This window comes from Streptomyces sp. NPDC104814 (genome assembly GCF_055583185.1).
In genome coordinates this window covers 254,377-267,135 of sequence record NZ_JBVJOL010000003.1, presented here as the reverse complement: position 1 = coordinate 267,135, position 12,759 = coordinate 254,377, and the positions used below count along the sequence as shown (strand labels likewise).

Here is a 12,759-nt window from a genome sequence, read left to right as displayed (position 1 = left end):
GTGCATAATCGCACCGAGCCGGAGATCCGGATCAACGGGAGGACAGCACATGGCGTGGCTGCTGGTCATAGTGGCCGGGATTCTGGAGACCGGTTTCGCCGTGTGCCTGAAGCTCTCGCACGGGTTCACCCGCCTCTGGCCGACGATCGCGTTCGCCAGCTTCGCGCTCGGCAGCTTCGGCCTGCTGACCCTGTCCCTGAAGAAGCTCGACGTGGGCCCGGCCTACGCGGTGTGGACCGGCATCGGCGCGGCCGGCACCGCGATCTACGGCATGGTCTTCCTCGGCGACCTCGTGTCCACGCTGAAGATCGTCTCCATCAGCCTGGTCATCCTAGGCGTGATCGGCCTCCAGCTGTCCGGCTCCGCGCACTGACGAAGGCTCAGGTGGCTGCCGGGACAGCCTGGCTCATGGGAGCTGCCGGGGCAGCCTGGCTCAGGCGGACTGCCGGGACAGCCCGGCTCATGCGGCCTGTCGGGGCAGGACGGCGAGTACCAGCTCGGTGAGGTGCCCCTCGGTGGGCGGGGCGGCTATGCAGGACAGCGCGAGCCGGACCGCCAGTTCACAGGAGCGGGCCAGTTGGGCCGCGTCCGTCCTGGCCGTGCCGGGAGCGGACAGCGCGGCGACGGCACGGTCGCGCACCAGCGCCACGAGGTCGCCGGGCGAGGGCAGCGGCCCGTCGGCGCGACGCTGCGCGGGTACGGCCGAGGTGGACGGCACCGCGTCCAGGGGTGGCGTGGGCAGCCGCTCGCTCCAGCAGCCGGTGAGCAGTGCGCGCAGCAGCGGGTTGTCGCGGGCCGCCGACGCCGTCCACTCGGCGGCGGCCGCCAGCCGCTCCGTCGCCTCGCCGCCTGCGGTGAGGGCGCGCTCCACGCCGGCGACGTAGGCGTCCGCCTCTCTTCTGACGAGCGCCCGCGCGAGCCCCTCCTTGCTGCCGAACTCGTTGTACAGCGTCTGCCGGGACACTCCCGCCGCGGCGGCCACGTCCACCATCCGCACCGCCGGCCACGGCCGACGCGCCACCGCCGCGAACGCGGCCTCCAGCAGGGATTCCCTCGCAGCAGGCATCATCGCTCCCTAGGGCGACCGACTCTGCGCCCAGGTTTGACGGGCCTGTATGCACTGTCAAGGGTGTGCACGCGGCCGTCCGCCGCCGGGTGTTCCGGCTGACGGACCCAGGTGGTCCCACCCGCACCCGGCCGACTACCGTTCCTCACATGCCCGACTACCTCGACGATCTCCGCTTCGCCCACGTCCTCGCCGACGCGGCCGACGCCACCACCATGGACCGCTTCAAGGCGCTCGACCTCAAGGTGGAGACGAAGCCGGACATGACCCCGGTCAGCGAAGCGGACAAGGCGGCGGAGGAGATCATCCGCGGCCACCTCGCCCGCTCCCGGCCTCGCGACGCGGTCCTCGGCGAGGAGTACGGCATCGAGGGCACCGGCCCCCGCCGCTGGGTGATCGACCCGATCGACGGCACCAAGAACTACGTCCGCGGTGTGCCGGTCTGGGCCACGCTGATCTCGCTGATGGAAGCCGGCGAGGGCGGCTACCAGCCCGTCGTCGGCGTCGTCTCCGCCCCCGCCCTCGGCCGCCGCTGGTGGGCCGCGAAGGGGCACGGCGCATACACCGGCCGCAGCCTCTCCCAGGCGACGCGCCTGAAGGTCTCCGGCGTCTCGCGGCTCTCGGACGCCTCCTTCGCCTACTCCTCGCTCTCCGGCTGGGAGGAGCGGGGCCACCTGGACGGCTTCCTGGACCTGACCCGCGCGGTGTGGCGCACGCGCGCGTACGGCGACTTCTGGCCGTACATGCTGGTCGCGGAGGGCGCGGTCGACATCTGCGCCGAGCCCGAGCTGTCGCTGTGGGACATGGCCGCCAATGCGATCGTCGTGACCGAGGCCGGCGGCACCTTCACCGGCCTCGACGGCCGCCCGGGCCCGCACAGCGGCAACGCGGCCGCGTCCAACGGCCTGCTGCACGACGAGTTGCTGGGGTATCTGAACGGGCGCTACTGAGAAACCCGAGGTGAGCGTGCGCGCCCCCAACGGGCCGCACGCGCCCTCTTGTTGACCCCCGCTTTACCTGCCACTCTGAGAGTCCCCCCGCTTGTGAACTTGTGAATTCATGAACAAGCAGCGGGGCGACTCCAGGAGGTGGCTCCAGACCATGCTCGTCCGCGACGCCATGACCACGGTGGTCCTCACCATCGGCCCGCACCACACTCTCCGCCAGGCAGCCGCTCTGATGTCCGCCCGCCACGTCGGCGCGGCCGTCGTCCACGACCCCGACGCCGGCGGCATCGGCATCCTCACCGAACGCGACATCCTCAACTCGATCGGTCTGGGCCAGGACCCGGACACCGAACGGGCCGACGACCACACCACGACGGACGTCGTGTTCGCGGCCCCCGCCTGGACGCTGGAAGAGGCGGCCCGCGCCATGGCGCACGGCGGCTTCCGCCATCTGATCGTCCTGGACGGCGACGAGCCGGCCGGCATCGTCTCGGTCCGCGACATCATCCGCTGCTGGGCACCGGCCCGCGAGCGCATCCCCGCCTGAGCACGCCGACGGGCCGGGCCCCGCGAGGGAACCCGGCCCGTCGGCCGTCCACGAACCGGCAGGTCAGCCGCGCAGCTCCTGCACCGCGACCTCCAGTCGCTTGCCGAAGCCGGCGTCCGCCCGGCGGAAGTTGCCGATCGCGCGCTCGACGATGTCCTCGCGCGAGACCTGCGAGAGGGCGCCGGCCAGGTTGCCCACCAGGCGCTCCTTCTCGTCCTCGGTCATCAGCCGGTAGAGGTTGCCGGCCTGTACGAAGTCGTCGTCCTCCGCGTGGCGCGGCGCCGGGTGGTTTCCGGTGCCGCCGGCGAGGGAGCCGAGCGGCTCCCACAGCGGGCGTCCGGTCTCCTGCGGCCCGCCGAAGCTGTTCGGCTCGTAGTTCTTCGCGCCGCCGTGGCGACCGTCGTACAGGAGGCCGTCACGGGAGTTGGTGCGCGCCTCGGTGGCGTGCGGGCGGTTCACCGGCAGGTGGTCGGCGTTGATGCCGACGCGGTAGCGGTGGGCGTCGCCGTATGCGAACAGGCGGCCCTGGAGCATCTTGTCGGGCGACGGGCCGATGCCGGGCACGAAGTGGGCCGGCGAGAAGACCGACTGCTCGACCTCGGCGAAGATGTTCCGCGGGTTGCGGTTGAGCTCCAGCTTGCCGATCTCGGTCAGCGGGTAGTCGCCGTGCGGCCACACCTTGGTCAGGTCGAACGGGTTGAAGCGGTACGTCGCCGCGTCGGCCGCCGGCATGATCTGGACGTACACCGTCCAGCTCGGGAACTCGCCGCGCTCGATCGCCTCCCGCAGGTCGCGCTGGTGGGAGTCGGGGTCCTTGCCCGCGAGGAGGTCGGCCTCCTCGGCGGTGAGGTTCTTGATCCCCTGGTCGGTCTTGAAGTGGTACTTGACCCAGAAGACCTCGCCGGCCTCGTTGTTCCACTGGAAGGTGTGCGAGCCGAAGCCGTCCATGTGGCGATAGGAGGCGGGGATGCCGCGGTCACCGAAGAGCCAGGTGACCTGGTGCGTGCTCTCCGGGCTCAGGCTCCAGAAGTCCCAGACGTTGTCCGCCTCCGTGGACCCGGTGTACGGGTCGCGCTTCTGGGTGTGGATGAAGTCCGGGAACTTGATCGCGTCCCGGATGAAGAACACCGGGGTGTTGTTGCCGACGAGGTCGTAGTTGCCCTCCTCGGTGTAGAACTTCAGCGCGAAACCGCGCGGGTCGCGCACCGCGTCGGCGGCACCGAGGTTGCCGGCCACCGTGGAGAAGCGCAGGAAGACCTCGGTCTCCTTGCCCACCTCGGAGAGGAAGGCCGCCCGCGTGTACGGCGTGACATCAGCGGTCACCTTGAACGTGCCGTAGGCGCCGGCGCCTCGGGCGTGCACCACGCGCTCCGGGATGCGCTCGCGGTTGAAGTGGGCCAGCTTCTCGAGCAGGAGCTGGTCCTGGACGAGCACCGGGCCGCCGACGCCCGCGGTCTCGCTGTGGTTGTTGTCGGCTACCGGAGCACCGGCCTCCGTCGTGAGCGGTCCCGTGGTCACGAGCGCCTCCTGCGTAACGTCCGTCTTTTCCTGTCCCTTGGCCAAAGCCGTAGCCGATCCTACATTGGACAATGTCTAAGTCAAGTGGGACTCCAACTTCACACCTATTCGGAACCTGGTCCCCTTGCTGTTAGGCTGGTCTCCATGAGCGACCTTCTGGAACGGCTGCGCGGCCGCGGATGGCGGATGACCGCGCAGCGGCGTGTCGTGGCCGAGGTCCTGGACGGCGAGCACGTCCACCTCACGGCCGACGAGGTGCACGCCAGGGCCGTCGCCAAGCTGCCGGAGATCTCCCGGGCGACCGTGTACAACACGCTCGGCGAACTGGTCTCCCTGGGCGAGGTGCTCGAGGTCAGCACCGACAAACGCGCCAAGCGGTACGACCCCAACGCGCACCGGCCGCACCATCACCTGGTCTGCGCCCACTGCGGCGCGATCAAGGACGTGCACCCTACGGGCAACCCGCTGTCCGACCTCCCCGACACCGAGCGGTTCGGCTTCACGGTCTCCGACGTCGAGGTGACGTACCGGGGCCTGTGCCCGAACTGCGCGAGCGCGTAGCAGTACGCCTACGAGAGCCCCGGTACGGATGCCGTACCGGGGTTCTTCTCTGCCGTGAACCGGCTCCGGCGTCTGCGCCGGGCCGTGGGAAAGCGCCGACGACGGGAAGCGCCGAAGGCAAGAAAACACCGAGGGCCGGAAACCTTTCGGCTTCCGGCCCTCGGCCTTCAGTAGCGGGGACAGGATTTGAACCTGCGACCTCTGGGTTATGAGCCCAGCGAGCTACCGAGCTGCTCCACCCCGCGTCGATGAATGGAACACTACGTCAAGGAAGCGGACAGAAGCAAATCGCTTCCGCAGGCCGGCGTCACGCCGACAGTTCCTCGCGCAGCGCGTCGCGCAGTCGCGCCGCCCTCTCGGCGACCTCCCCCGGCCCCAGGGACACCGCGCGGTCGGCCCACCGCTGCCCCTCGGCCAGCTCGCCACGACGCGCGTAGACCAGGGCCAGCCGCAACGCCGCCCGCCCGTGCCCGGCGTCGGCGGCCCGCGTCCACCACAGGGCCGCCTCCGGCTCGCTCCCCTCCCGCGCCAGCAGCAGCCCCAGGTTGAACGCGCCGTTGCGCGACCCGGCCTCGGCCGCCTCCCGGTACCACCGCGCCGCCTCGACGACGTCGCCCCGCGCCGCGGCCAGCATCCCGACCCGCACCTGCGCCCGCCGGTGCCCCTGGGACGCCGCCCGCTCGTACCACTCCTCGCACTCGGTCTTCTCGTGCAGCGACTGCAGGGACTCGCCCAGCTCGTGCGTGGGCACCGGCGGCCGGCGCGCGTCCAGCACCGCGGCCAGCCGGTACGCCGCCTCCGCGCTGCCGCCTCCCGCCGCGCACCGCAGATACCGCTCGGCCTCCGGCTCGTCTCCGTCCCTGAGGCGCGCGATACCGACCTGCAGCGCCGCCTCGGTGTGCCCGGCCGCCGCCGCCCGCTCGTACCACCGGAGCGCGGCCGCGTCCTCGCCCCGGCCGGCGTACAGAATCCCCAGGTTGAACGCGGCGTCCACGCTCCCTGCCTCCGCCGCCTTGGAGAACCACGGCTCGGCCCCGGTCTCGTCCCCGCCCCGCAGCAGCAGGATGGCCAGCGCGTTCGCCGCCTCCCGGTGCCCCGCGTAGGCGGCGCGCCGGTACCACTGCTCGGCCTGGGCGGTCCTCCCCTGCTCGGCGCAGAGCAGCCCGAGGTTGTACGCGCCGTTGACGTCACCGGCGTCCATCGCAGCCCGGTACCAGCGCTCGGCGGTCTGCGTCTCCCCGCGCTCGGCGTGCAGCGCGCCCAGCGCGTTGGCGGCGTTGCCGTCGCCCTCCTGCGCGGCCTTCAGCCACCAGGCGGCGGCGCTGTCGGAGTCGCCGGCGTCGCGCAGCAGGAAGCCGAGCGCGCACGCGGCGCGCGGCTCACCGTCCTTCGCGGACGTCAGGTACCAGCGGCCGGCCTCCTTCAGCTCGCCCCGCTTCTCCAGGATCGCCCCGAGGTGCAGCGCGGCCCGCCGGTGACCGCGGGCTGCGGCCTGCCGGTACCACTGCTCGGCCTCGGCGGCGGGGCCGACACCGTTGTCGTCGCCGGACTCCCGCGTGCCACGCGCGTCGAGCGCCCTGGCCAGCCGGTACGCCGCCTCCCGGTGGCCGCGCTCGGCCGCGGCCCGCAGCCACCGCTCGGACTCGGCGTCTCCCCGGTGCTCCAGCAGGTCGGCGAGCGCGTAGGCGCCCAGCACGTGTCCCTGCTCGGCGGACTGGCGCAGCCAGTACTCGGCGGCGGGCTCGTCGCCGCGCTCGCGGTGGTGCCTGCCGAGCGCGTGCGCGGCGGCCGCGGAACCGGCGACGGCCGCGATCCGCCACCATCCGGCGGCCTCGTCGGCGTATCCGCGCTGGTGCAGCAGGACACCGAGGTTGTTGGCGGCGGCACGGTCGCCCGCGGCGGTGGCGGCGCGCAGATGGGATTCGGCTCCGTCGAGGTCGCCGCGGCGCAGCAGCATGGCACCGAGGACGCTCATCGCCTCGATGTCGCCGGCCTCCGCGGCGAGGCGCCGGCGCAGTTCCTCCGCGGCCCCGCCCTCGTCCTCATCGCCCGAAGGCTGAACAAATCGCCCTGTCTCGAACAGAGTTGCCTTGTCCCCCATAACGTCCATCGTCGCACCACCTGCAACCTGGGTACACCCGGTATACCGCAGTCCGTGAGGTCACTTCAGCGTTTTGTCGACATGCCCACAGAGAGACAAGTCAAACACAGTTCCCCCAACTCCCCACGGCGGCACGGCGCTCCTACCCCTCGGCACATGCGTTCGCACACACGAAGGCCCGGATCCCTTGTGAGGATCCGGGCCTTCACCGTCGTACGACCTCGTCGTCGACTTCAGTAGCGGGGACAGGATTTGAACCTGCGACCTCTGGGTTATGAGCCCAGCGAGCTACCGAGCTGCTCCACCCCGCGCCGTTGTGTGTACAACTGTACCACGGCGCGGGGTGGAGCATGATCAGCCGCTGCCGCCGCTCGGCGAGGGCGTCGGCTTGACGGTCGCTGTCGGAGCCGTCGTCGGCCCGGCACCGGAGCTCGGTGCGCCCTGGGCCTTGCCGCCCTGGGCCGCCTTGGACTGGGCGTCCTCCGCCCGCTTCAGGGCGGCCTGGAGGTCCTTCTGCGCCTGGCCGTACGCCTGCCAGTCACCCTTCTTCAGGGCCTCCTGGCCGGCGTCGAACGCCTTCTGCGCGTCGGCCAGCGCCTGCTGGACCGTCGGATTGCCCGTCGCCGGCGGCTTGGTGGTGCCGGTGCCCTGGTCCGGTGGCTGGGTGGAGCCGTTCGCTCCGAACACCTTGTTCAGCGCCTCGTCCAGGGTGTTCTCGAAGGCCGTGTTGCCTCCGTAGGTGACCAGCACCTTGCGCAGCAGCGGGTACTTGAGGTCGCCGCCGCGGACGTAGACCGGCTCCACGTAGAGCAGGCCCCCGTCCAGCGGGACCGTCAGCAGGTTGCCGTACTCCACCTTGGAGTCGCCGCGTTGCAGCAGGCTGATCGACTCGGCGATGGAGGGTTCGGAGTTGAACTGGCTCTGCACCCGTTTCGGACCGTCGATCGTCTTGCCGGTCGGCAGTTTCAGAATGCTGATCTTGCCGTAGTCACCCGACTGGGGTTCGGCGCTGACCGACATGAACGCGCTGAGGTTGTCCCGGCCGTTCGGCGTCATCGTGGTCGTCAGCGAGAACGCCTGGGACTTCTGCCCCGGCAGCTTCATGCTCAGGTAGTACGGCGGCACCGCGTCGCCCGACTTGTTCGTCGGGTCGTCCGGGATCTGCCACACCTCGCTGCCGCTGAGGAAGGTCTGCGCGTCCTCGACGTGGTAGCGGGTGAGCAGTTCGCGCTGCACCTTGAACAGGTCCTGCGGGTACCGCAGATGGTCCATCAGCGAGGGAGAGATGTCGCTCTTGGGCCGGACCGTGTCCGGGAACGCCTTCATCCACGTCTTCAGGACGGGGTCCTTGGTGTCCCACTGGTAGAGCTTGACCTCGCCGGTGTACGCGTCGACGGTCGCCTTCACCGAGTTGCGGATGTAGTTGACCTGGTTCTGCTGGGCCACCACCCGCTGGTTGTTCGCGGCCGTCAGCGAGTCGGTCGTGGTGTCACCGAGGGTGGTCCGCGAGGCGTACGGGTAGCCGTTGGTGGTGGTGTAGGCGTCGACGATCCACTGGATCCGGCCGTCGACCACCGCCGGATACGTCACGCCGTCGATGGTCAGCCATGGGGCGACCGCCTCGACGCGCTCCTTGGGCGTGCGGTTGTACAGGATGCGCGACCCGTCGCCGATCGCACCCGAGTACAGGATCTGCGGCTCGCCGAAGGCCACCGCGTACGCGGCCCGGTTGAGCGGATTGGCGAGATTCACGCCGCTCTTGCCCTGGTAGCGGGTGGTCTTCTCCCCGCTGTCGTCGGAGTAGTCGATCTCGTCCTGGGGGCCGCCGACGATGGAGTAGGTGGTGGTCTTCTCGCCGTAGTAGACCCGCTGCTGGTAGGAGCCGAGGTCGCCCTTGGAGGGCAGGTCGTACTCGGTGAAGACCGGGCGGCCCTCGGAGTCGGCCTCGGTGCCCTTGGCCGCGACCACGCCGAAGCCATGGGTGTAGCGGAAGTGGTCGTTGATCCAGTTGTGCTTCGGCACCCCGTTGAGGTTCAGCTCGCGCAGACCGATGACGGTGTCCTGGACCTTGCCGTCCTTCGTCCGGTACCGGTCGACGGCCAGGTTGGACGGGAAGCCGTAGTAGTTGCGCACCTGCTGGAGCTGCTGGAACGTCGGGCCGACGACGTTGGGGTCCATCAGCCGGATGCTGGCGACGCTCTCGGCGTCGTCACGCAGCTTCGTCGTGTCCTTGGTGGTGCTGGAGCCCGGGTACTCGCTGACCTGGGTGTCGTCGATGCCGTAGGCCTCGCGCGTCGCCTTGAGGTTCTTCTGGACGTACGGGGCTTCCTTGGCCTGCTCGTTGGGCTGGACCTGGAACTTCTGCACGATCGCCGGGTAGAGCCCGCCGATGAGGATCGCGGAGAGCACCATCAGACCGAACCCGATCACCGGCAGCTGCCAGGTCCGCCGCCACAGGGTGGCGAAGAACAGCAGCGCGCAGATCACGGCGATGCAGAACAGGATGGTCTTCGCGGGCAGATACGCGTTGGCGTCGACGTACCTGAGGCCCGTCCAGTTGTCGGTCGCCTTGAAGTCGCTGGACTTCACCGCCAGGCCGTACCGGTCGAGCCAGTAGGCGACCGCCTTCAGCGCGACGAAGACGCCCAGCAGCACCGACAGATGCCCGGTCGCCGCGGCCGTGGCGCGCGCACCGGGGCTGGTGACGCGCAGCCCGCCGTACAGGTAGTGGGTGAGCGCGGCGGCGATCAGCGACAGGATCGTGGCGGCGAAGCCGAAGCCGATCAGGAACCGGTACCAGGGCAGGTCGAAGGCGTAGAAGGAGACGTCCAGATGGAACTGCGGGTCCTTCTGGCCGAAGGAGACGCCGTTGACCCACATCAGCCAGGTGCGCCACTGGCCGGCGGCCGAGGCTCCGGCGATCAGGCCCACCAGGGCGGTGATCCCGAGCAGCAGCCACTTCTTGTACGGCGCGATGCCCATCCGGTAGCGGTCGAGGCTCTGCTGCTCCATCGACATCGCGCTCAGCGGCGGGCGCAGCCGGTGGGCCAGCCAGATGTTGAGGCCGACGGCGAGGGCCATCAGCAGGCCGAAGACGAAGAACAGCCCGATCTTGGTCCACAGGGTGGTGGTGAAGACCGACGAATACTTCACCGACCGGTACCACAGCCAGTCCGTCCAGAAGCCCGCGAACATGGTGAACGCCATGCCGAGTACGGCAAGGACGCCCAGCGTCGCGAGCAGGGTCCGGACACGCCGGGACGGGCGTCCCACTCTGATCCGCGGCCCCGTGGGGCCTCCGCCGCGGTCCGGCATCTGGAAAGCCAAGGTGCGCACCTCGAAGTTCGCTGTCGTCTCGTCAGGCCCGCGTTTTCGCCGGCCCTCCGTGGCCCCCCGTGATCGCGGGCCCACACCTATGCAACTTACTCACGGTTTACTCGGTTCCCGATTTCGGCCGGGAACGAGGCAGGATTGTGACCATGTCCAACACTCCCATGGCAGCGAACCCCCTGACCCGGGCCGTGCTCGAGATCGACGAGTACGCCTCCGGGCTCGGCTGGGACCAGCCCGCACGCCTCTTCGCCCTCGTCGACACCCAGCAGCTGCGGGCCCAGGAACCCTCGCTCGCCGACCAGCTCGGTCTCGGGGAGGACGAGAGCACCGGCCTCACCCCGATCGAGCAGGACGAGATTGCAACGGACCGGCCGCTGGACGAGTTCCTGGCCACCATCGCCTGGCCCGACGCGGTGGCCGGCTGCGCGCTGACCGTGGAGCGGCTGATGCTGCCGCCGACCGCCGAGGCCCAGGTCCCCCAGGGCCTGGACGGCGCGAAGCTGGCGCAGTGGGTCGCCGAGCACCCCGAGCGGCAGGAGGTCCGGATGACCGTCGCGGTGCTGCGCGACGGCACCCGTGAGTCGGCGCTGCGGCTGCGGGAGAAGGACTCCCCGACCGAGGTCCTCACCGGCCCGGACCTGATCCCGGGCCTGGCGGACGCGCTGGCGGCGACCTTCGAGGAGTAGTCCGGCCGCCGGGTGCGCCTCGGCAGTGCTACTTGGTGCACTTCGGCAGGTCGGCGGTCCTGCCGCTGCTGATGTCCTTGAGGGCGTCGAGGGCGTCGCCGATGGTCTTCACCTTGACCAGGGTGAGGCCCTCGGGGGTGTCCTTGGCGGCGGACGCGCAGTTGTCGGCGGGCGTGAGGAAGTACTGGGCGCCCTTGTCACGGGCGCCGACGGTCTTCATCTCGATGCCGCCGATCGGGCCGACCTTGCCGTCGTCGTCGATGGTGCCGGTGCCCGCGACGAACTTGCCGCCGGTCAGTGCGCCGGGGGTGAGCTTGTCGTAGATGCCGAGCGCGAACATCAGGCCGGCGCTCGGGCCGCCGACGTCGGCGAGCTTGATGTCGATGGTGAACGGGAACGTGTGGTCGGTGCCGGCCGAGATCCCGACGATGGCCCGCTTGCGGCCCTGGTCGTCGGACGCGGCTGTGGTGATCGTCACCTTCTTGGTGGCGGTCGCCGTGCGGTGTTCCTTCTCGGCGGCCGCCTGCTCCTTGGCGGGCACGATCGTGAAGACGACCTTCTCGCCGGGCTTGTGCTCGGTCACCAGCTTGGCGACGTCGGCGGGCTGCTTCACCGCGGTGCCGTCGACGGCCTTGATCACGTCGCCGGCGTGCAGCCTGCCCTCCGCCGGGGAGCCCTTGACGACCGTGGAGACGATCACCCAGGACTGCACCGGGACGTGCAGCTCCTTCAGGGCGGCGACCTTGGCGCTCTCCTGGGACTGGCTGAACTCCTCGGCGTTCTCCTGGCTGGACTGCTCCTCCGTCTTGCCGTCCGGGTACAGCGTGTCGTGCGGGACGATCTTGCTGTCGTGCGCGAGCCAGCCGTAGACCGCTTCCACGAGGTTCATCCGGTAGTCGGCGCTGGTGACCCGCACGGTGGTCATGTTGAGGTGGCCGTCCGTGGGGTACGTCTTGCGCCCGGAGATCTGCAGCACCGGCTCACCGTCGTGGTCGCCGAGGGTGTTCACCGTCGGCCCCGGGGACATCTCCGAGTACGGCACGTTGATGAGCACTCCGGCACACAGGAGCGCGATCAGCATCAAGGTGGAGGCGAGCATCGTCGCGGTGCGGCGTGGCATGGCACGACAGTACGGGACGTGTCTGTCGGAGCACCGTCAGGGCCGCCGACTTGATCACACGCCGTGCAAGCGTCAGGTGCTGGAGTGCGACTTCTCCATCGCCTCGCGGAAGCGCGCGTAGCCGTCCAGCTCGGGACCGTCGCTGCGGACCTTGCGGGTCCGGTTCGCCCAACTGCCCCACAGACCGGCTGCGACCGCAGCCACGAGCGGAATCAGCAACCAGACGAGCGCCCCCATGGCGACCTCCCGACCCCAACTGAGCGACCGCTACCGACTGATCAGCAGATTAACCATCTGCAGTGACAACGCTCACGCCGGGGGGCGGGTTACGCAACCGGAATTCCAGCGGGTGGCGGATCAGCAGGCGCCGACCCACTCCTCCGTGCCGTCGGAGAACCTCTGGTGCTTCCAGATCGGCACCTCGTGCTTGAGGTCGTCGATCAGCTTCCGGCAGGCGTCGAAGGCCTCTCCGCGGTGGGGGCACGACACGGCGACGACGACGGCGAGATCACCGACGGCCAGATCCCCCACACGGTGGACGGCGGCCAGCGCCCGGACCGGGTACTCGGCGCAGACCTTCTCCGCGATGCGCCGCATCTCGGCCTCGGCGGAGGGGTGGCAGGAGTACCCGAGGGCGTCCACGTCGGCGCCCCCGTCGTGGTTGCGCACGGTGCCCACGAACAGCGCGGTCCCTCCGGCGGCCTCGTCCCCGACCGCCCGGAAGACCTCGTCCACGGACAGCGCCGTGTCCCGCACACCGATCAGCTTGATGGGGTCCGTCGCTGCCTGCTCACCGGGATGGTCGTACGTGGGTGCCATGCCCCCCATCGTGCCCCACCGCTCGTCCAACCGAAATAGACGGTTCACCAGGCACACGCGC

Annotated in this window: 12 protein-coding genes and 2 tRNA genes; 5 read left to right on the top strand and 9 right to left on the bottom strand. The window is 70.2% G+C overall.

The genetic code is table 11. From position 1 onward, the window contains the following. The first annotated feature begins 49 nt into the window (after nucleotides 1-49). On the top strand, nucleotides 50-373 hold the full coding sequence (locus ACZ64A_RS14315; protein ID WP_469810484.1) for a DMT family transporter: 324 nt from the start codon (nucleotides 50-52) through the stop codon (nucleotides 371-373). An 87-nt stretch (nucleotides 374-460) separates the two neighbouring features. Here ACZ64A_RS14315 and ACZ64A_RS14310 read toward each other — a convergent pair whose 3' ends face one another. After that, nucleotides 461-1,069 (bottom strand): TetR/AcrR family transcriptional regulator, encoded by a 609-nt coding sequence (locus tag ACZ64A_RS14310; protein ID WP_469810483.1) that lies wholly within the window; start codon nucleotides 1,067-1,069, stop codon nucleotides 461-463. Between the two features lie 146 nt (nucleotides 1,070-1,215). Here ACZ64A_RS14310 and hisN point away from each other — a divergent pair, with 146 nt between their 5' ends. Further along, nucleotides 1,216-2,016 carry a histidinol-phosphatase gene (hisN, locus tag ACZ64A_RS14305; RefSeq protein ID WP_469810482.1) on the top strand — a complete coding sequence of 267 codons (801 nt, stop codon included), beginning with the start codon at nucleotides 1,216-1,218 and terminating at the stop codon, nucleotides 2,014-2,016. A 151-nt stretch (nucleotides 2,017-2,167) separates the two neighbouring features. Further along, nucleotides 2,168-2,560 (top strand): CBS domain-containing protein, encoded by a 393-nt coding sequence (locus ACZ64A_RS14300; RefSeq protein WP_469810823.1) that lies wholly within the window; start codon nucleotides 2,168-2,170, stop codon nucleotides 2,558-2,560. 63 nt (nucleotides 2,561-2,623) lie between these two features. Here the strand turns inward: ACZ64A_RS14300 and ACZ64A_RS14295 are convergent, their stop codons facing one another. Further along, on the bottom strand, nucleotides 2,624-4,078 hold the full coding sequence (locus ACZ64A_RS14295) for a catalase (protein ID WP_469810480.1): 1,455 nt from the start codon (nucleotides 4,076-4,078) through the stop codon (nucleotides 2,624-2,626). A 144-nt stretch (nucleotides 4,079-4,222) separates the two neighbouring features. On the opposite strand from ACZ64A_RS14295, the gene ACZ64A_RS14290 reads away from it, so the two are divergent. Beyond that, complete coding sequence (locus ACZ64A_RS14290) at nucleotides 4,223-4,639, top strand: Fur family transcriptional regulator (protein WP_469810479.1); 417 nt, start codon at nucleotides 4,223-4,225, stop codon at nucleotides 4,637-4,639. A 171-nt stretch (nucleotides 4,640-4,810) separates the two neighbouring features. Here ACZ64A_RS14290 and ACZ64A_RS14285 read toward each other — a convergent pair. The 4 genes from ACZ64A_RS14285 to ACZ64A_RS14270 form a co-directional block, all read right to left on the bottom strand. Further along, nucleotides 4,811-4,884 (bottom strand) — tRNA-Met (locus ACZ64A_RS14285). Between the two features lie 62 nt (nucleotides 4,885-4,946). Beyond that, a complete protein-coding gene (locus ACZ64A_RS14280) occupies nucleotides 4,947-6,749 on the bottom strand; it encodes a tetratricopeptide repeat protein (RefSeq protein WP_469810477.1) in 1,803 nt (600 codons plus the stop codon). Nucleotides 6,750-6,977: 228 nt separating this feature from the next. Beyond that, nucleotides 6,978-7,051: transfer RNA gene (locus tag ACZ64A_RS14275), tRNA-Met, on the bottom strand. Nucleotides 7,052-7,094: 43 nt separating this feature from the next. Next, nucleotides 7,095-10,055, bottom strand: coding sequence for a UPF0182 family membrane protein (locus ACZ64A_RS14270; protein ID WP_469810822.1), 2,961 nt, complete (start codon nucleotides 10,053-10,055; stop codon nucleotides 7,095-7,097). Nucleotides 10,056-10,219: 164 nt separating this feature from the next. Here ACZ64A_RS14270 and ACZ64A_RS14265 point away from each other — a divergent pair, with 164 nt between their 5' ends. Beyond that, complete coding sequence (locus tag ACZ64A_RS14265; protein WP_469810476.1) at nucleotides 10,220-10,759, top strand: PPA1309 family protein; 540 nt, start codon at nucleotides 10,220-10,222, stop codon at nucleotides 10,757-10,759. A 28-nt stretch (nucleotides 10,760-10,787) separates the two neighbouring features. Here the strand turns inward: ACZ64A_RS14265 and ACZ64A_RS14260 are convergent, their stop codons facing one another. From ACZ64A_RS14260 to ACZ64A_RS14250, 3 genes are all read right to left on the bottom strand, one after another. Continuing rightward, nucleotides 10,788-11,879 carry a YlbL family protein gene (locus tag ACZ64A_RS14260; protein ID WP_469810474.1) on the bottom strand — a complete coding sequence of 364 codons (1,092 nt, stop codon included), beginning with the start codon at nucleotides 11,877-11,879 and terminating at the stop codon, nucleotides 10,788-10,790. A gap of 72 nt (nucleotides 11,880-11,951) precedes the next feature. Continuing rightward, nucleotides 11,952-12,083 carry a hypothetical protein gene (locus ACZ64A_RS14255; protein ID WP_469810843.1) on the bottom strand — a complete coding sequence of 44 codons (132 nt, stop codon included), beginning with the start codon at nucleotides 12,081-12,083 and terminating at the stop codon, nucleotides 11,952-11,954. Between the two features lie 153 nt (nucleotides 12,084-12,236). After that, nucleotides 12,237-12,698 carry a molybdenum cofactor biosynthesis protein MoaE gene (locus tag ACZ64A_RS14250; protein ID WP_469810473.1) on the bottom strand — a complete coding sequence of 154 codons (462 nt, stop codon included), beginning with the start codon at nucleotides 12,696-12,698 and terminating at the stop codon, nucleotides 12,237-12,239. Nucleotides 12,699-12,759: the final 61 nt, after the last annotated feature.